The 19211-nt window shown below is 48.2% G+C and carries 19 protein-coding genes; 16 read left to right on the top strand and 3 right to left on the bottom strand.

Going from position 1 to position 19211, the window contains the following annotated elements; all coding sequences use genetic code 11:
- Positions 1-146 precede the first annotated feature (146 nt).
- From gap to tpiA, 3 genes are all read left to right on the top strand, one after another.
- Positions 147-1160 carry a type I glyceraldehyde-3-phosphate dehydrogenase gene (gene gap, locus ACTQ3K_RS02675; protein WP_441565492.1) on the top strand — a complete coding sequence of 338 codons (1014 nt, stop codon included), beginning with the start codon at positions 147-149 and terminating at the stop codon, positions 1158-1160.
- Between the two features lie 105 nt (positions 1161-1265).
- Positions 1266-2471 carry a phosphoglycerate kinase gene (locus tag ACTQ3K_RS02670; protein ID WP_441565490.1) on the top strand — a complete coding sequence of 402 codons (1206 nt, stop codon included), beginning with the start codon at positions 1266-1268 and terminating at the stop codon, positions 2469-2471.
- A gap of 328 nt (positions 2472-2799) precedes the next feature.
- Positions 2800-3549, top strand: coding sequence for a triose-phosphate isomerase (gene tpiA, locus ACTQ3K_RS02665; protein ID WP_441565488.1), 750 nt, complete (start codon positions 2800-2802; stop codon positions 3547-3549).
- Between the two features lie 106 nt (positions 3550-3655).
- On the opposite strand, the gene ACTQ3K_RS02660 is transcribed toward tpiA, so the two are convergent.
- The gene (locus ACTQ3K_RS02660; RefSeq protein WP_441565486.1) at positions 3656-4282 is read right to left on the bottom strand and encodes a GntR family transcriptional regulator; all 627 of its coding nucleotides are present in this window, start codon (positions 4280-4282) and stop codon (positions 3656-3658) included.
- A 264-nt stretch (positions 4283-4546) separates the two neighbouring features.
- Here ACTQ3K_RS02660 and ACTQ3K_RS02655 point away from each other — a divergent pair, with 264 nt between their 5' ends.
- The 8 genes from ACTQ3K_RS02655 (at position 4547) to gpmI (ending at position 13009) form a co-directional block, all read left to right on the top strand.
- Entirely contained in the window at positions 4547-5038 is a 492-nt protein-coding gene (locus ACTQ3K_RS02655; RefSeq protein WP_441565484.1) for an L-2-amino-thiazoline-4-carboxylic acid hydrolase, read from the top strand.
- Positions 5039-5097: 59 nt separating this feature from the next.
- Positions 5098-6351: an ABC transporter substrate-binding protein gene (locus ACTQ3K_RS02650; protein ID WP_441565482.1), complete on the top strand. Its 1254-nt coding sequence runs from the start codon at positions 5098-5100 to the stop codon at positions 6349-6351.
- An 85-nt stretch (positions 6352-6436) separates the two neighbouring features.
- Positions 6437-7324: a branched-chain amino acid ABC transporter permease gene (locus ACTQ3K_RS02645; RefSeq protein ID WP_441565480.1), complete on the top strand. Its 888-nt coding sequence runs from the start codon at positions 6437-6439 to the stop codon at positions 7322-7324.
- Positions 7324-8328, top strand: a complete 1005-nt coding sequence (locus ACTQ3K_RS02640; protein ID WP_441565478.1) for a branched-chain amino acid ABC transporter permease — start codon at positions 7324-7326, stop codon at positions 8326-8328. The genes ACTQ3K_RS02645 and ACTQ3K_RS02640 overlap by 1 nt, the downstream gene beginning before the upstream one ends.
- A complete protein-coding gene (locus tag ACTQ3K_RS02635; RefSeq protein ID WP_441565476.1) occupies positions 8328-9128 on the top strand; it encodes an ABC transporter ATP-binding protein in 801 nt (266 codons plus the stop codon). The genes ACTQ3K_RS02640 and ACTQ3K_RS02635 overlap by 1 nt, the downstream gene beginning before the upstream one ends.
- A 4-nt stretch (positions 9129-9132) precedes the next feature.
- Positions 9133-9846 carry an ABC transporter ATP-binding protein gene (locus tag ACTQ3K_RS02630; protein ID WP_441565764.1) on the top strand — a complete coding sequence of 238 codons (714 nt, stop codon included), beginning with the start codon at positions 9133-9135 and terminating at the stop codon, positions 9844-9846.
- A gap of 105 nt (positions 9847-9951) precedes the next feature.
- Positions 9952-11220 (top strand): L-cysteine desulfidase family protein, encoded by a 1269-nt coding sequence (locus ACTQ3K_RS02625; RefSeq protein WP_441565474.1) that lies wholly within the window; start codon positions 9952-9954, stop codon positions 11218-11220.
- Positions 11221-11467: 247 nt separating this feature from the next.
- Positions 11468-13009, top strand: coding sequence for a 2,3-bisphosphoglycerate-independent phosphoglycerate mutase (gene gpmI, locus ACTQ3K_RS02620; protein ID WP_441565472.1), 1542 nt, complete (start codon positions 11468-11470; stop codon positions 13007-13009).
- Between the two features lie 136 nt (positions 13010-13145).
- Here gpmI and pfkB read toward each other — a convergent pair whose 3' ends face one another.
- Complete coding sequence (pfkB, locus tag ACTQ3K_RS02615) at positions 13146-14081, bottom strand: 1-phosphofructokinase (RefSeq protein ID WP_441565470.1); 936 nt, start codon at positions 14079-14081, stop codon at positions 13146-13148.
- 244 nt (positions 14082-14325) lie between these two features.
- On the opposite strand from pfkB, the gene ACTQ3K_RS02610 reads away from it, so the two are divergent.
- The 4 genes from ACTQ3K_RS02610 to ACTQ3K_RS02595 all read left to right on the top strand — a co-directional run bounded on the left by ACTQ3K_RS02610 (position 14326) and on the right by ACTQ3K_RS02595 (position 16996).
- Complete coding sequence (locus ACTQ3K_RS02610; protein ID WP_441565468.1) at positions 14326-15018, top strand: iron-sulfur cluster assembly scaffold protein; 693 nt, start codon at positions 14326-14328, stop codon at positions 15016-15018.
- A 41-nt stretch (positions 15019-15059) separates the two neighbouring features.
- Positions 15060-16070, top strand: coding sequence for a GGGtGRT protein (locus ACTQ3K_RS02605; RefSeq protein WP_441565466.1), 1011 nt, complete (start codon positions 15060-15062; stop codon positions 16068-16070).
- Between the two features lie 430 nt (positions 16071-16500).
- Complete coding sequence (locus tag ACTQ3K_RS02600; RefSeq protein WP_441565464.1) at positions 16501-16770, top strand: hypothetical protein; 270 nt, start codon at positions 16501-16503, stop codon at positions 16768-16770.
- 79 nt (positions 16771-16849) lie between these two features.
- Positions 16850-16996, top strand: a complete 147-nt coding sequence (locus ACTQ3K_RS02595; RefSeq protein WP_441565462.1) for a hypothetical protein — start codon at positions 16850-16852, stop codon at positions 16994-16996.
- A gap of 80 nt (positions 16997-17076) precedes the next feature.
- Here ACTQ3K_RS02595 and ACTQ3K_RS02590 read toward each other — a convergent pair whose 3' ends face one another.
- Entirely contained in the window at positions 17077-17499 is a 423-nt protein-coding gene (locus ACTQ3K_RS02590; protein WP_441565460.1) for an RrF2 family transcriptional regulator, read from the bottom strand.
- A gap of 178 nt (positions 17500-17677) precedes the next feature.
- On the opposite strand from ACTQ3K_RS02590, the gene ACTQ3K_RS02585 reads away from it, so the two are divergent.
- Positions 17678-19207 (top strand): 4Fe-4S dicluster domain-containing protein, encoded by a 1530-nt coding sequence (locus tag ACTQ3K_RS02585; protein ID WP_441565762.1) that lies wholly within the window; start codon positions 17678-17680, stop codon positions 19205-19207.
- Positions 19208-19211: the final 4 nt, after the last annotated feature.

The following is a 19211-nucleotide window of genomic DNA, read 5'->3' as shown; positions in this document are numbered from 1 at the left end:
TAAAACCGCTGCGTTCACTTAAAAATCAAAAAAAATGGCTTGCTATTTTTAAACAAATTATGTAAAATAGCTAATGAACTTAGGGTACTACTTGATAAAAGGTATTACTAACAATTCACCATATTCTATTTTAGGAGGAATTCAAAATGGCAGTAAAAGTAGCAATCAATGGTTTCGGACGTATCGGCCGTCTGGCTTTCAGACAGATGTTCAATGCACCCGGATATGACGTTGTAGCAATCAACGATTTAACCAGCCCCAAGATGCTGGCTCATCTGCTGAAGTATGATTCTTCTCAGGGCAAGTACGCTCTGGCTGATACCGTAAGCTACTCCGACAACTCCATCACTGTTGATGGCAAGGAAATCACAATCTACGCAGAGAAGGACGCAAAGGATCTTCCCTGGGGCAAGCTTGGTGTAGACGTAGTTCTCGAGTGCACAGGCTTCTATACCTCCAAGGAGAAGGCTTCTGCTCATATCCAGGCTGGTGCTAAGAAGGTAGTTATCTCCGCACCTGCAGGAAATGACCTTCCTACTATCGTATACAATGTAAACCACAAGACTCTGACCAAGGAAGATACCGTTATCTCCGCAGCTTCTTGTACAACAAACTGCCTGGCTCCTATGGCAAAGGCTCTGAACGATCTGGCTCCCGTTGAGTCCGGTATTATGTGCACCATCCACGCTTACACCGGTGATCAGATGATCCTTGACGGTCCTCAGAGAAAGGGTGACCTGAGAAGAAGCCGTGCAGGCGCTGTAAACATCGTTCCCAACTCCACCGGTGCTGCTAAGGCTATCGGTCTTGTAATCCCCGAACTGAACGGCAAGCTCATCGGCGCTGCTCAGCGTGTACCTACCCCTACAGGTTCCACAACTCTTCTGTTCGCAGTTGTAGACAAGGCTGTAACAAAGGAAGAAGTAAACGCTGCTATGAAGGCTGCTCAGACTGAGTCCTTCGGTTACAACGAAGATGAGATCGTTTCCAGCGATATCGTTGGTATGACTTACGGTTCTCTGTTCGATGCAACTCAGACCATGGTTTCTCCTCTTGCTGATGGCAAGACTCAGGTTGAGGTTGTTTCCTGGTATGACAACGAGAACTCCTACGTAAGCCAGATGGTTAGAACCATCAAGTACTTCGCTGAGTTAGCTTAATTGTAAACCCAGTGTAAATAGGAATTATCGGCGGGTCCGGTTCTTTTAAAGGACCGGACCTGTTTTTGTTTCATTGAAAAAATAACAGGTTATAAGGAGGCAGTTATGCTTAATAAGAAATCTGTTGATGATATCAACGTTAAAGGAAAGAAAGTCCTGGTACGCTGTGATTTCAACGTACCGTTAAAGGATGGAAAGATCACAGACGAGAACCGTCTGGTTGCAGCTCTTCCTACCATTAAGAAGCTGATCGCTGATGGCGGAAAGGTAATCCTCTGCTCCCATCTCGGAAAGCCTAAGGGAGAGCCCAAGCCGGAGCTTTCTCTTGCACCCGTTGCAAAGAGACTGTCCGAGCTTCTCGGCCAGGAAGTAAAATTTGCTGCTGATCCCGAGGTTGTCGGCCCCAACGCAAAGGCTGCTGTAGCGGCAATGAAGGATGGCGAGGTTGTTCTTCTTGAGAATACCCGTTACAGAGCAGAAGAAACAAAGAACGGTGAAGCATTCAGCAAAGAGCTGGCTTCCCTGTGCGATGTATTTGTAAACGATGCATTCGGTACTGCCCACAGAGCACATTGCTCCAACGTAGGTGTTACCCAGTATGTGGAGACTTCCGTAGTTGGTTACTTAATGCAGAAGGAGATCGATTTCCTTGGCAACGCAGTAAATAACCCGGAGCGTCCCTTCGTTGCAATCCTCGGCGGTGCCAAGGTTGCTGATAAGTTAAATGTAATCGCGAACCTGCTGGAGAAGTGTGATACTCTAATCATCGGCGGCGGCATGGCATATACCTTCTTAAAGGCAAAGGGCTATGAGGTTGGTACTTCTCTGGTTGATGATGAAAAGATTGCTTACTGCAAGGAAATGATGGAGAAGGCTGAGAAGCTTGGAAAGAAGCTGCTTCTGCCCGTTGATACCACCATCGCAGCAGAATTCCCGAACCCCATTGATGCTGAGATCGCTGTGGAGGTTGTTCCCGCAGACAAGATCCCGGCAGACAAGATGGGTCTGGATATCGGAACCGAAACTGCAAAGCTGTACGCTGATGCAGTGAAGTCCGCAAAGACCGTTGTTTGGAACGGCCCCATGGGTGTATTTGAAAACCCGATTCTTGCAAAGGGAACTATCGCAGTTGCAAAGGCTCTGGCTGAGACCGATGCCATCACCATCATTGGCGGCGGTGATTCTGCAGCAGCAGTAAATCAGCTTGGCTTTGGTGACAAGATGACACATATCTCCACCGGCGGCGGCGCTTCTCTGGAATTCCTGGAAGGCAAAGAACTGCCCGGCGTAGCGGCTGCGAACGATAAGTAAACACTTAGCGACTGGCAAGCCGGAAGGCGCAGACAGAGCTTAGTGTGAACTTAGCTCTCCGCCCTCAGCGAGGCGAAGCAAGCGCTAGGGCCAGGAGAGGTTACCCGCCGAAGAAACAAAAGGAAGCGCGAGCAAAGTGAGCATTTACTTTTGTCTGAGGCTTATCACGACAGAACCGGCAAGCGCGTAAGCGCGGGATCCGCGTAAAGCGAATCGGTTCTGGAGTTGAAAACCGGCTCTCCGCCCTCAGCAAAGCAAAGCGAGACTGAGGGCAGGAGAGGATACCTGACGAAGAAACAATCATTATCAAATATAGGAGAACAAAACAATGGCAAGAAAGAAAATTATCGCTGGCAACTGGAAAATGAACATGACTCCCAGCCAGGCAGTAGAACTGATCAATACCTTAAAGCCCCTGGTACAGACAGAAGAAGCAGACGTTGTATTCTGCGTACCTGCGATCGATATCATCCCTGCAATCGAGGCTGCAAAGGGAACCAACATCCAGATCGGTGCTGAGAATATGTACTTCGAGGAGAAGGGTGCTTTCACCGGCGAGATCTCCCCTGCAATGCTGACAGATGTAGGCGTTAAGTATGTGATCATCGGACATTCTGAGAGAAGACAGTATTTCGCTGAGACAAACGAGACTGTAAACAAGAAGGTTCTGAAGGCATTTGAGCATGGCATTACTCCCATTGTATGCTGCGGCGAGACTCTGGAGCAGAGAGAGCAGGGCGTAACCATGGACTTCATCCGTCAGCAGGTTAAGATTGCATTCCTCGGTGTAACCGCTGAGCAGGCAAAAACTGCGGTTATCGCTTATGAGCCCATCTGGGCAATCGGAACCGGCAAGACAGCTACAACAGAGCAGGCTGAGGAAGTTTGCTGCGGTATCCGTAAGTGCATTGCTGAGATCTATGATGAAGCAACTGCAGAAGCAATCCGTATCCAGTACGGCGGAAGCGTAAATCCCAAGACTGCTCCCGAACTGTTTGTTCAGGCAGACATCGATGGCGGCCTGGTAGGCGGCGCAGCTCTTAAAGCTGATTTTGGCCAGATCGTTAACTGGAAGTAAAATCCATCAGGAATTAACGAAAGCAATTACAAAGAGAGAAAACACGAGGCGGTGTATCCCGAATGGGAGACACCGCCTCGTGTGCGTTAAAAGGTGTTTGTAAGAATCATATGCTGATAATATCCGCGCGGAGCAGTCGTAAAGCCCGATCCATCTGGTTTTCCTGGATGGCTTCCAGAATGGGGCCATGAAATGCGGGGAAATCGTGGAAGATGTGGGAGTGCCATTCGTTCCAGCGGGCCTGGGCATAAGCCCGTGTCTGCATAGACATGGCGGAACGGAGATTGTTGTAGGCGTACTGGTTCCCGTAGATCTCAAAAAATGCCAGATGGAACCGCAGGTTGTCGTTCCAGTTGGAGATGGCATCGCCCGCCTCCTTCTGTGCCATATCTTCTTTTATCATGTCAGAAAGGCGTTCTATCGCATCGGGGGTCAGCTTTCGCCAGTATTCCTGCATGAACCCGCATTCTACTACGCTTCGGTAGGCTTTAACGTTGGCAACATCCGTATCGGTGACGGGTGTGATTTTGTATCCGTAGTAGGGGATACTGTAAAGTACCTTTTCGTTACATAACTCAATGAGGGCTTCCCGGACGGGAGCACGGCTTACGCTGAATTTTTCCATCAATCCCTTTTCATTTATGACCTGATCAGGGGGATAGGCACCGATGATAATGTCGTTAAGGATCGAAGTGTAAATTTGATTTTTTAAACTAGTATTATTAGTGTTCATTTGTTTTGTCCCTTCGAATGCCTGCATTTGAATTTTATTATAACTTTTTTGATTGCGTTTGTCAATTGAAAGTCAAAATGCACAAAAAGAGCAAGGGGGAAGTGTGCCCGTTTGACAAAATAATGCAGAATAAAATAAATTTACCAAAAAACTATTGACAAGATAATATATGACTGATATGATTAGTTCATAAACAGTGCAGATGTTACAGAAGATGCACAAAAAAGGCAAAGAAAAAGGAAAAACGATCAGGAGGATCAGAGTATGGCAATTAAGAATGTGTCTCTCGTCTATGATGAGAAAGTAAACATTAACCGGAAAGCAATCGAGCACCGTGCAACCTGGATGGGACTTACTTACCAGGAAGGCGTAAAGGAAGGCGTTGATGCAGAGGGTATCGCAAGAAAGGCCATCCGTGCAACAGGTCATTTCCACGGAGAAGGCTTTAAGGCAGCCTGTGAAGATCCTTCGGATTTAAGACAGTTTGAGCATGCATTCCTGGATGATCTTGGAAAATCCACATTCCAGATGGATGTAACGGAGTGTACAAAAGATGATCTGAAGATTGAATTCCATTATTGCCCCTTACTGGCGGCATGGAAGAAACAGGGCATTGATGATGAAACATGTGCAAAGCTCTGTGATATGGCAATGGACGGTGACAGAGGAATTGCAGAGTCCATGGGACTTACCCTGGATCTGACTGACACCATTGCGAAAGGATGTCCGGTATGCAAGCTTCACTTCCATAAATAAGAAGTATAATGGAAGAATGAGGCGAGCATGCTCACATTATAAAAAAGGGAGGTAGAAACATGAAAAAACAGGTTTTAGCACTTTCTCTTTCCGTTGTAATGGCTGTATCTGCATTAGCTGGATGCGGTTCCAAGAACGAGAAAGAGACAACCGCTGCCGGAACAAAGGCAGCTGAAGAGACAAAGGCTGGAGAAACAAAGGCAGCAGACGACAGCAAGGAAACAAAGGCAGCTGCAAGCGGTGATTTCAAGGGTACCATTAAGTTAGGCGGCCTGGCACCTCTGACCGGCAACTACGCTGAGTACGGCAAGGGCTTTGATATCGGCTTTAACAAAGCAATCGAGGAGATCAATGCTGCCGGCGGCGCAAACGGCTACAAACTGGAAATTGATATCAAGGATACCCAGGGTGATGCGGTTACATCTTCCACAATGGCAACTGACTTTGCTGAGAACGATGAAATTATGGCAATCCTCGGTGACTTCACATCCGGTGCCTGCAAGGCAAACGCAGAGATCTGCGACCGTTACGGAATCACTCAGTTAAGCCCTACGGCATCTGCACCTGATTACGCTTCCATGAGCAAGTACTGCTTCGGTATTATGGGACGTCAGGATGCTGAGGCTCCTTACCTGGCAAAGTACATCCTTGGCAAATACCTTGGAGTAAAGAAGGTAGCTGTTATCCGTGTAGACAGTGACTGGGGTCAGTCCTGCTACGATAACTTCCTTCCTGCAGCAGAGGCTGAGGGCATGGAAGTAACTGTTGAGAAGTATGCTTCCGGTGAGAAGGACTTCAGTGCTCTGATCACCAAGATGCAGTCCGTAAATCCCGATGTTCTGGTTGTTATGGATCAGGGCGATGCAGTTGCTCAGGTATTCAACCAGGCAGATGCTGCAGGCTGGGAGATCAAGCATGTTGCTTTAGGGCCTGGAACCTCTGAGCAGGTTGCTAAGCAGTTAACCGATCAGAACAATCTGATCGTAACCTCTCCGTTCTTCTTTGACCCGAACGATGCAGAGCTGACTGCTTGGGCAAAATGGTTCGAAGGTGAGGCTGGATTCGCTCCTACTATCCACCCTGCATGCGCTTACGACTGTGTATACCTGATCGCTGAGGCAATCAAGTCCATCGGCGATGGCGAGATCACTCGTGATGCAATCCGTGATGCACTTGCAAACCTGCCTGCCTACACCGGCGTTACCGGCGAGATCAAGTTTACCGAAGATGGCGACATCAACCGTAACTACATGATCTGTGGTGTTAAGGACGGCGAATGGACCGTACTGGAAGGCTTTGACTATTCCAAGTAAGAAAACGATCAGTAAAAATCATTGAACAAGAAGCGGGGCGGCGTGAGCAATTTCGCCGTCCCCTCTTTCGTAATGGAGGAAGAGCATGGGATATATTCTCAATCAGCTCCTTAACGGAATCTGCCAGGGTTCAATTTACGCGCTGATGGCCATTGGTTATTCCGTTATCGTAGGCGTAGTAGGTATGGTAACCTTCACATACGGCGAGGTTATGATGATAGGTGCCTTCTCTGCATATTATATTTTCCAGGGAGTGGGAAACAATCTTCCACTCGCAATTCTGGCAGCCTTTGTAGGCTCCTTTGTAATCGGTATTGTGATTTATAAGCTGTGCTATGAGCGTTTCTTCAATGCTCCCCGGCATATTTCCCTTTTATGTACCATCGGAATCAGTATGCTGTTAAAGAACCTGGCTCAGATCGTGTTTGGACCTGAAACAAAGCCGGTTTTGAACATCATTGATAATAAGACGTTTAATATTAACCTTTTTGGAGCAGTGTTAAACATCAAGCTTCTTCAGATTGTAATTATTATTCTGGTAATCGTACTGGCTGTGGCCTTGACTCTGTTCTTTAACAAGACCAAGTGGGGCGTTATGCTTCGTGCAGTCAGCCAGAATAAGGATGCTTCCTATTTAATGGGTATCAACGTGAAGCGGACGGCGCTTCTCGGAAACTGTATCGGCTGCGGCTTCGGTGGTATCGCAGGTATCCTGCTTTCCATTTACTATTATTCCGTATCTGCAACCATGGGCTCCAGCTACAGTATGAAGGCATTCGCAGCTTCCGTACTTGGTGGTCTGGTTGACATCCGGTTCTCTGCCCTTGGTGGTCTGTGCATCGGTATTATCGAGAACCTTGGTATTGTTGCAAGTGCAGCCGTGTTCCGTGATGTATTCGCGTTCGCATTCCTGATCCTTGTACTGTTATTCAGACCTCAGGGATTCGTAAGCAAGAAGGGGGCGAGAGTATAATGCAGAAAATGAAAGAATTTTACAGCAAGTACAAAGTGTGGGTTCTGCTCGCTCTGTTTGTGGTCATGGCGATTCTGCCCTTTGTGATTAAGAAGACCCTTTATATCCGTTACTTATGCAATATTATGATGTATGCAACTCTGGCCGGCTCCCTGAATGCGATCAATGGATACAGCGGACAGATGTGTCTCGGACAGGCAGGCTTCTTCGCTATCGGCGCATATACCAGTGCAGCTCTTTCCAAGAATTTCGGAATCAGCTTCTGGCTTCTGCTGCTCGTCGGCGGTATCCTGGCTATGCTGGTCGGCTTCATCGTAAGTCTTCCGACGCTGAGACTGAACGGTATTTACTTATCCATCACAACGCTGGGAGCATCGGAAATCATCCGTATTATTGCCCAGACCTGGACACCGGTTACCGGCGGTTCCCTCGGTATCAAGCAGATCCCCTATCCGTCCTTCTTCGGTCTGGATCTGTTCAAGCCGAAGTATTATTACTTCATCTTCTTATTCTTACTGGTTCTGTTCCTGTTCGTGACAAACCGTGTACTTAAATCCCGTGTGGGCCGTGCATGGATGTCGATTCGTGAGGATCAGATCGCAGCAAAGTCTCTTGGTGTTGAGACAAGCTTTTATAAGTCTGTAAACTTTATGTACGGAGCATTCTGGGCAGGCGTGATCGGCGTTGCCTATGCACCGTTTGTAAACTACATTGAGGCTTCTCAGTTCACCACCGATGCCGGATTCAATGTACTGGCTATGGTTGTTCTTGGTGGACAGGGTACGCTTGCAGGACCGATCCTTGGTGCAGCGGTTGTTACCGTGCTGACTGAGGCTCTTCGTTTCCTGGAAAGCTGGAGATATGTGATCTATGCAATTCTCATCATCGCAATGATGTGGATCCGTCCTCAGGGTCTGATCGGTGCCTCCAAGTCTATGCTGGCAGGCGGCAAGATCAAGATGAAAGAGGAAAAAGCAAAGAAGACAGAAGGAGGAAAGGCATAATGAGTGAAGTTCCTGTACTGGAAGCAAAAGGCATTTGCAAATACTTCGGTGGTCTGAAGGCAGTAGAATCGGTTGATATGAAGATCATGAAGGGAGATGTCTTCGGCATTATCGGCCCTAACGGAGCCGGAAAGACAACCTTCTTTAACATGTGTACCGGTGTATATACCCCCACAAAGGGTGAGATCTTTCTTCAGGGAGAGAACATCACAAAGATGACTCCCGACCAGATTGCAAGAAAGAAGATGGCAAGAACCTTCCAGAACCTGCAGTTATTCAAGTTCATGAGCGTTCTGGATAATGTAAAGATCGGATGCCATATTCAGACGAAATCCAACATGGCGGACGCAATCCTCCATACAAAAAGATATAAGGCAGACGAAAAATATGCGGTAGAGAAGAGCCTGGAGATCCTGGAATCCATCGGACTGGCAGATTATAAGGATACCATGGCAGGCAACCTGGCTTACGGTATGCAGAGAAAGGTTGAGATTGCCAGAGCACTGGCTCTTGACCCGGTGATCCTGCTTCTCGATGAGCCTGCTGCCGGTATGAATCCCAATGAGACCGAGTCTCTCCGTGAGTTTATTCTGATGCTGAATGAAAAGGGCTATACTATCGCAGTTATCGAGCATGATATGAAATTTATTATGAATTCCTGTAACAGAATTCTGGTTCTGAACTTCGGTCAGAAGCTCTGCGAGGGAACACCTGATGAGATCAAGGCAAACAAGGAAGTCCAGGAGGCTTACTTCGGTAAGGGCATTGTTGCCGGAGAGGCGGTGAAAGTAAATGGCTGAGACATTGTTAAAGGTTGAGAATCTGTCGGTAAACTATGGTTATATCATTGCACTGAGCAATGTAAATCTGGAGATCAATAAGGGTGAGATCGTTACCCTGATCGGTTCCAATGGCGCCGGAAAAACTTCTACGCTGATGGCGATCTCCAACCTGGTAGAGAAACGCCCCGGAAGCAAGATCACCTTCAAGGGCCAGGATATTACAAAGCTTCATGCAAACAAGATCGTTCACATGGGCATGTGTCACGTGCCGGAGGGACGTAAGATTTTCCCGGCTCTGTCCGTTTATGAAAACCTGCGGGCAGGTGCTCTTGGAAACAAGAATATGACAAAAGCAAGATTTCAGGAACTGGTGGAAGAGCAGTATACGCTGTTCCCCAGACTGAAGGAACGTTATAAGCAGGCAGGCGGAAGCTTATCCGGCGGCGAGCAGCAGATGCTTGCGATTGCCAGAGGTCTGATGATGGATCCTGACATCGTGATGCTGGACGAGCCCTCCCTTGGTCTTGCCCCCATTGTCATCGAAGATATCTTCGAACTGATCGTAAAGATCCGGGACATGGGAAAAACAATTTTACTGATCGAGCAGAATGCATCGGTTGCGCTTTCCATTGCAGACCGTGGTTATGTAATGGAAACTGGAAACATTACACTCCAGGGAACCGGTCAGGAACTGCTTGTGAACCCCGAGGTAAAGAAAGCTTACCTGGGTGCATAAAAGTAACATATTATATTTACCCTATACAGCGGCCCGCCTGAGCTTCAGGCGGGGCTGCGGTCTGTATGGAACATTTCTGATAGGAAAGGAAAGAGGTACCAAAGTATGGAAAGGAACATTTACGACAACTATCTGACAATTTTAAAGGCAGAGCTGTTGCCCGCCATGGGCTGTACGGAGCCCATTGCCGTGGCATTCGCAGCAGCCAAGGCAAGGGCTGTACTGGGCAAGATGCCTGAACGTATGGACATGTATTGCAGCGGCAATATCGTGAAAAACGTAAAAGGCGTAGTAGTTCCCAATTCCGGCGGACAGATGGGTATCGACGTGGCAGCTGTTTTAGGTGTTGTCGGCGGTCGGGAAGATCTGGAGCTGGAAGTTGTGAACAGTGTAACCGAAGAGCAGATTGAAAAGACAAGAGAACTGGTAAAATCCGGTATGTGCGACTGCCATCTTCAGGAGGGTGAGGAAAATCTTTACATCCGTGCCGAAGTATTTGCGGGAGAGGAAAGCGCCATCGTTGAAGTAAAGACAAAGCACAATCATATTTCCAGGATCGAGAAGAACGGAAAGGTTCTGTTTTCTCAGGATGATCTGGAGGCCGGATCCCAGGGTGACAAGAGCAAGCTGAACCTGAAAGATATTTATGAGTTTGCAAACACCGTAGAGCTGGAGGATGTAAAGCCTCTGATGCAGCGTCAGCTGGATTATAATGAAGCCATTGCAAAAGAAGGTCTTGCAAATCCCTGGGGCTCCATGGTTGGACAGACACTTCTGGAGGTAAACGGTGATTCAGACTGGAGAATTAAGGCAAAAGCCATGGCAGCGGCAGGCTCTGATGCCCGTATGAGCGGCTGTGCACTTCCCGTTGTGATCAACTCCGGAAGCGGAAATCAGGGAATTACTGTCAGCATGCCCATCTTAGTCTATGCAAAAAAGGTTGGCTGTTCGGAAGAAAAAATGCTGCGTGCACTGACTCTGGCAAACCTCCTTTCCTTACATCAGAAACGTTACATCGGTAACCTGTCTGCTTACTGTGGTGCAACCAGCGCCGGATGCTCCGCAGCCTGCGGTATTGCCTACATTGACGGAGCATCTCTGGATGTGATCGGCCATACCATTATCAATGCCATCAGCACCATCGGCGGCATGGTATGTGACGGTGCAAAGTCCTCCTGTGCATCAAAGATTGCAAGTGCTGTGGAGGCAGGTCTTCTGGGTTATGAGCTGGCCAAGAGAGACCGGAGCTTCAAGCCCGGCGAAGGCATGGTCGTAGAAGATATGGAACAGACCATCCGCAACATTGGACGTATGGGACGTGAAGGAATGAAATCCACTGATGTGGAAATTCTGAACATCATGCTTGGAAAATAAGAGGTTCTGAGTCTGCGGTTTTGGGGAAAACCGGAGAAACAGAAACTTAAAAGTTTGTTCGTGGGTGCCTGAACAGGCATTTTGGGGAAGGTATATGGATAGGGACGCCTGGAAACAGGCGTCCTTTTGGTATCTGCAGGAAAGATTTTCTGCATCGGGGCTTGCGCCGGACAAAAAAATAAGGTACAATGCACGGTGGAAACAAACGGTTTCATTTGGAAAACCATAGAGATAAAGGAGAATGATTATGAGTAAAAAACCTACGGTACTGATGATCCTCGATGGATACGGCCTCAATGACCGCCATGACGGCAACGCCGTATATGAAGCAAAGACCCCGGTTATGGATGCGTTAATGAAGGACTGTCCTTTTGTAAAGGGCAATGCGAGCGGGCTGGCAGTGGGACTTCCCGACGGACAGATGGGCAACTCTGAGGTTGGTCATATGAATATGGGCGCAGGCCGGATCGTATACCAGGATCTTACCAGAATCACCAAGGAGATCCAGGACGGCGATTTCTTTAAGAATGAAGCGTTTGCCGAAGCTGTGGCAAACTGCAAGAAGAATGATTCTGCCCTTCACCTGTACGGACTGGTTTCTGATGGCGGCGTGCACAGCCATATCACCCATATCTTCGGTCTTCTGGAGCTGGCTAAGAGAGAGGGACTTTCCAAGGTATATGTTCACTGCTTCCTGGACGGCCGTGATACCCCTCCGGCTTCCGGAAAGGATTATGTGGCACAGCTGGTAGAGAAGATGAACGAGCTTGGTGTCGGTAAGGTGGCTTCCGTAAGCGGCCGTTACTATGCCATGGACCGTGATAACCGCTGGGATCGTGTAGAGCTTGCCTACAAGGCACTCACCAGGGGCGAGGGCAAGACGGGAACCGATCCGGTAAAACTGATCCAGGATTCCTACGATGAGGGTGTGACCGATGAGTTCGTAGTTCCCACGGTTGTAATGGAAAACGGCGCGCCTGTGGCGACCATCAAGACCGGCGATTCCGTGATCTTCTTTAACTTCCGTCCCGACCGCGCAAGAGAGCTGACCAGAGTGTTCTGTGCCGATGAGTTTGACGGCTTTGACCGCGGCGAGAGGGTAGTGACTACCTATGTATGCTTCACCGAATATGATGTGACCATTCCCAACAAGCTGGTTGCCTTCCATAAAGTAGAGATTACCAATACCTTTGGTGAATTTCTGGCTGCAAAGCATATGACCCAGGCAAGAATTGCTGAGACTGAGAAATATGCCCACGTAACCTTTTTCTTCAATGGAGGCGTGGAGGCACCTAACGCAGGAGAAGACCGGATTCTGGTAAAATCCCCCAAGGTTGCGACTTATGATCTCCAGCCGGAGATGAGTGCCTATGAGGTATGTGATAAGCTGACTGGCGCAATCCGTTCCGGAAAGTATGATGTGATCATTATTAACTTCGCAAATCCGGATATGGTTGGTCATACCGGTGTGGAAGCAGCTGCTATCAAGGCTGTGGAAACAGTAGATGAGTGTGTCGGAAAGGCTGTGGAGGCAATAAAGGAAGTGAACGGCCAGATGTTCATCTGTGCAGATCATGGAAATGCAGAGCAGCTGGTGGATTATGAGACCGGAGAGCCTTACACTGCTCATACCACAAACCCTGTTCCGTTCATTCTGGTAAATGCAGATCCTGCTTACAGTCTGAGAGAGGGCGGCTGTCTGGCAGACATCGCACCGACGCTGATCGAGCTTATGGGACTGGAGCAGCCTAAGGAAATGACCGGAAAATCCCTGCTGGTGAGAAAATAGGCAGATTAAATCGGAATTGAAAATCATAGTTTTTAGTTTCATAGGATGCAGTTTCCTGAGAAATAAAAGAAGCGCCTGTCCGGCGGATCCAGATGGAGAAACCGGGCAGGCGTTTTTACTTAAAAATCCGGAAAATTTATAAATAAGTCAAGTTCACTTCTTTTACCAGTTCATCTACCAGCTCTCTTGCGGGCGGCTTTGTTCCGATGGTGGTGCAGGCACCCGCGGAGGCGGCGATGGCCAGCTTTGCGGAGTCTTCATAGGGAAGCTCTGTGTCCAGTCCATAAGCCAGGGCGGCTAACATGGCATCACCCGATCCGACTGTGGAATGGGCCTGGATCTGGATACCGCTGACCGTAAACACCCTGTTGTGATCCAGAAAAACAGCGCCGTTTTGTCCGCGGGAGACCGCGATGGTATTGATTCCCTTTCCTAAAAGCTCTTTTCCAAGATCCACGATGGTGTCGGTGGAAAGCTCGCCTTCAAGACCGAACAGACCGGCAAGCTCAAAGACGTTGGGCTTGATCAGAAACGGTTTTGCCTTGATGGATTCCTTCAGCAGATCGCCGGAGGCATCGATCATGACGGTTGCCTGGCGTTTCCGCAGTTTTCGGGTCAGATACGCATAAATATCTCTTGGAACACTGGCGGGGACGCTGCCGGAGAATGCAAAGATCGAAGAGGGGCGTGCCAGCTCCTCCAGATTTTTTACCAGAGCATCGATGTTCTGCCGGGTGATCTCCGGGCCTGGTTCGTTAAACTCGGTTACAAAGCCTTTTTTTGTGGTATCGACTACTTTGATGTTGGTGCGTGTTTCACCGTCGATATGAATAAAATCGTGGCCGATATCCATATCCTCCAGCGCATGCTCGATCATATGGCCGGAGTTTCCCCCCAGAAAACCGGTAGCGATGGTGGAGCCGCCCAGGGCATGAATGGTTTTTGATACGTTGATGCCTTTTCCACCGGCGTCCTGGATGACTTTTGTAACCCGGTGGACATTTCCGGCCTGAAATCCGTTTACATCCAGCGTTTTGTCGATGGCCGGATTCATTGTGACTGTGATTATCATATTACCTCTCCCATCTGAATTGTGAAGATGTTGGTTGGGTCATTCCGGCATTTTGAGGGATTCTTATGCGCAGAATGGATCCATATTGTCTATATTTTATCATATTGCCGAAATAAGGGAAAGAGATTCTTTTCAATTTATCTAATTTTTAAGGGAAAAATATCTGGACTAATTCGCGGTTTTGTGAGAAAATATAACAGAATATGATGTTGAATAGAATATATATTCTGAAAGGAGTCTTAACATGATTTATTCACGCGAAGTAGAAGAAATGTGTCCCGTTGCTCAGGGCGTTCATCACGGCGCTGCTCCGATCCCGGAGGAAGCAAAATGGGTTCAGGCCAAAGAGGTAAAGGATATTTCCGGTTTTACCCATGGTGTGGGCTGGTGTGCTCCTCAGCAGGGCGCCTGCAAGCTGTCCCTGAACGTAAAGGACGGTATTATCCAGGAAGCGCTTGTTGAGACCATCGGATGTTCCGGTATGACTCACTCCGCAGCTATGGCGGCAGAGATTCTTCCCGGCCTGACCGTTATGGAAGCTCTGAACACCGACCTTGTATGTGATGCCATCAATACTGCAATGAGAGAGCTGTTCCTTCAGATCGTATACGGCAGAAGCCAGAGTGCATTCTCCGAAGAAGGTCTTGCAATCGGTGCCGGTCTTGAGGACCTTGGCAAGGGTCTTCGTTCCCAGGTTGGTACTATGTACGGTACTCTGAAGAAGGGTCCCCGTTACCTGGAAATGGCAGAGGGCTATGTAACCGGAATCGCTCTTGATGCGGACGATCAGATCATCGGATATCAGTTCGTAAGTCTTGGAAAGATGACCGACTTCATTAAGAAGGGTGACGATCCCAACACTGCATGGGAGAAGGCAAAGGGTCAGTACGGAAGAGTTGCTGACGCGGTTAAGATCATCGACCCCAGACAGGAGTAATTCACAGGTCTAAATACATAGATTAGGAGGAATCGTAAAAAATGGCTTTATTTGAATCATATGAGAGAAGAGAAAAACAGATTCTTGCTGTTTTAAAGGAATATGGTATCAATTCCATCGAGGAGACCGCTGAGATTACAAAGGCAGCAGGCCTTGATGTATACAACCAGATCAAAGGAATCCAGCCAATCTGTTTTGAGAACGCCTGCTGGGCATATACCGTAGGCGCTGCAATCGCAATCAAGAAGGGCTGCAAGAGAGCCGCAGACGCAGCTGCAGCCATCGGCGAAGGACTTCAGGCATTCTGTATTCCCGGATCCGTTGCGGACACCCGTAAGGTAGGTCTTGGACACGGAAATCTTGGAAAAATGCTTCTGGAAGAAGAGACCGAGTGCTTCTGCTTCCTGGCTGGCCATGAATCCTTTGCAGCAGCTGAGGGTGCGATCGGTATCGCAGAGAAGGCAAATAAGGTACGTAAGAAACCTCTTCGTGTTATCTTAAACGGTCTTGGAAAAGATGCAGCTCAGATCATTTCCAGAATCAACGGCTTTACTTATGTTGAGACTGAGTACGATCCTTATACCAACGAGGTAAAGGAAGTATTCAGAAAGTCCTACTCGGAAGGACTTCGTGCAAAGGTTAACTGCTACGGTGCAAACAGCGTACCTGAGGGCGTAGCTATCATGTGGAAAGAGAATGTTGACGTTTCCATTACCGGAAACTCCACGAACCCCACCAGATTCCAGCATCCCGTTGCAGGTACCTACAAGAAAGAGCGTCTGGAAGCCGGAAAGAAGTACTTCTCCGTTGCATCCGGCGGTGGTACAGGACGTACCCTTCATCCCGACAACATGGCAGCAGGCCCTGCTTCCTACGGTATGACCGATACGCTTGGACGTATGCATTCCGATGCACAGTTCGCTGGTTCTTCTTCCGTTCCTGCCCACGTAGAAATGATGGGTCTGATCGGTGCCGGCAACAACCCCATGGTTGGTATGACTGTTGCAGTTGCAGTTTCGATCGAGGAAGCTGCAAAGGCTGGCAAGTTCTAAGAAATCAAGGATTTAAGCCATTTGTAAGAGTGGTCACGAGTTGATAAAAGCAGTGAAAAGTGATTCGTTTATGTGCCATTTGTCGCCCATTTGTTGCCCGACAGTTGATGCCTGTTATGAGTTGCTTTTCACTGCTGCTTTTCTAATAGAAATCGGTTTATTCTGCATGTTCCTGTCATTATTTTTTACAATGCCCACAAGGAAACCTTTCGTGTGTTATACAATTCTTTTTTAGATTGCTTTTTCTTTGATATTCTATATGATTCCCAAACATGTAACAGTATAAAAATCTGGCAGGACATAGAATGGAAGTAGCTATATTCGATGGGAAATGCGGAGATAAAATATAAGAAATCCGGTTTCAGGGTTAGACACTTATGTGTAAAACAAGTAAACATGAATTATGAAAATAGAATAGGGAGAAAGCAAAATGATGGCATTTCAGATAAGTAAATCAACTACGTATATCAATGTTGGAATTTGGGAGAATGAGGAACTATGTTTTATTAGATTTGATTTTATTTATGGATCTCATGAGTGGGGATTTATCGCACATTATCCGGATGGAAATACAAACCTGTGTTTTGAAGCTCCGGAGAAGAAACAGATGGGGGCAGTACTTGAATATGGCGGAAGTGAATATTGTATGGATATATTTCTTAACGATGATGCAAACATACTTGAAATTTTGATTGATTGACTCAAGACAGTTTTTGTCAAGACTTGAATATCATTTTATTTATGATAGAATGTTCTCACAGTCTTGGGAGGTGAGCGATATGGATAAAGAATTGCCGGTAGATATTATAACTGTTCGATATTATGATGGGGAAAAGACGGTTCGAGAGCAGCGAAGATACGTCAGAGAAAGTCGTCTGATCTTGGAAAAGAAGCGGTCAGTGGAAAAAGGGCAAAAGAAGGTTTGAAAACAACATAATTCATTGGTTTGATGTAATTAAAAATGGCGGCATAACTTGTAACAGCACAAGATATGCCGCTTTTGTTTTTAGGTGAATGACTGTTTTGAATCTTCCATCAGCTTTTCCAGTGTAATTCCGCTGAAAAACTGAATGATCATCTGATCCAGATTTTTCCACATGGAAATCGTCCGGCAGCCGTCGGCACGGGGGCAGGCAGGGGTGCCTGACTCCAGGCAGGAAACGGGAGAGAGATCTTCTTCGGTGGCGGACAAGATTTCATAAACCGTGTATTCCGAGGGCTTTTTTGTCATACGGTATCCGCCTTTTTTGCCGCGAAGTCCGGTAAGGAGGCCGGACTGAACCAGGGATTTAACAATTCCCTCCAGATATTTTTCAGAGATTTCCTGACGGGCAGCGATTTCCCGAAGCGGTGTGAAACGGTCAGATGGCTGCTCGGCAAGATCAATCATCAGGCGCAGGGCATAACGCCCTCTTGTTGAGATCATCATAGAACGAAACTCCTGTCAGTTTAATAGGTTTATTATACAATAGAATGAAGGAATGTGCAAGAAAAGGGATAAATCATTGAAAAAACGGGGAGAAAATGATACACTAAAAAATATGCTGTCTGGATATCGGATTCAGACATGAGACAGAGAATGACAGCAGGAGGGTATTCCTATGAGCATGAGAGGGGTATATACAAATGTGGTAAAGATCCGCCAGATGATCTTTTCCGAAGTGGCAAAAATGGCGTATGAGGGCGGTGATTTTAAACGGATCGCAGAGCTGCCCTATGAGATTATTCCGGGCGAAGCAGCTACTTACCGGGAGAGTGTATTTCTGGAGCGGGCCATTGTGGAGGAGCGTCTCCGCCTGGCGATCGGGCTTCCGGTCCGTGATATGTCCAAGCATATCCCGGTAGAGGAGGGAATCGAGGAGAGCGCCGTGGCAAAGCGGTTTTATGAAGCTCCGCTGGTCAATATCATCAAGGCTGCCTGCTCGGCCTGTCCGGAAAACGAAGTCCGGGTATCGGACTCCTGTCAGGGCTGCCTGGCACATCCCTGTACGGAAGTATGCCCGAAGGAGGCAATCTCCATTGTACAGGGGCGGTCTTATATTGACCGGGAGAAATGTATCCAGTGTGGCCGCTGTGCATCGGTCTGCCCCTATGGAGCTATCGTCAAACTGGAGCGGCCCTGTGTGAAAGCCTGTGGTGTGGGGGCAATCCATGCGGACGAGCTGGGCAGGGCCCAGATCGATTATGATGCCTGTGTCTCCTGTGGCATGTGCATGGTAAACTGTCCGTTTGGAGCCATTGCCGATAAGGGACAGATTTTCCAGACCATTCAGGCCATCAAGAGCGGCGTTCCCGTTTATGCGGCGGTGGCTCCGGCGTTTGTGGGACAGTTTGGAAAGAACCTGCCGCCGGAAAAAATAACGGAAGCATTAAAAGAACTGGGCTTTGCCGATGTGGTCGATGTGGCCGTGGGTGCAGATCTCTGTACCATCGAAGAGGCGGGAGATTTCCTGGAGGAAGTGCCGGAGAAACAGCCGTTCATGGCAACCTCCTGCTGCCCGGCCTGGTCGGTGATGGTAAAAAAGCAGTTCCCGGAGCTGGCACCCTATATTTCCATGGCATTGACGCCCATGGTGCTGACAGGACGGCTGATCAAAAAGAAACATCCTGACTGTATGGTAGCCTTTATTGGCCCCTGCTCCGCAAAAAAGCTGGAAGCAAGCCGCCGGTCGATCCGCAGCGATATTGATTTCGTGCTGACCTTTGAAGAGGTCATGGGCATGTTTACGGCGAAGGGGATTGAGTTTGATGCCATTGAGCAGACGGAGCCTATGACAGCCTCCAGTGCTGACGGACGGGGCTTCTGTGTCAGCGGCGGTGTGGCGAAGGCGGTAGTCAACTGTATTAAGCGCATGAAGCCGGGCCATGAGGTGAAGGTGGCCAGTGCCGAGGGGCTGGCCAACTGTCGCCAGCTTATGAAAGACGCAAAGAAAGGGCTGTATGACGGATATTTATTGGAAGGAATGGCGTGTCCCGGCGGCTGTGTCGGTGGAGCAGGCGTAATGCAGAGCCCGACGAAGGCGAAGGGTCAGGTTATGCTTAACATGAAGAAGGCACCCGGAAAGATCGCGCTGGACAGCAATTATAAAGAAATTCTTACAGAGCTGGAGGAAAAGGATCTGGCAGTTCCGGAATAAGCGG

This window comes from Candidatus Paralachnospira sp. LCP21S3_A2 (assembly GCF_052118925.1).
GTDB lineage: Bacteria > Bacillota > Clostridia > Lachnospirales > Lachnospiraceae > Lientehia.
The sequence above is the reverse complement of the archived record's forward strand: the minus strand, read 5'-3'. Positions and strand labels throughout refer to the sequence as shown.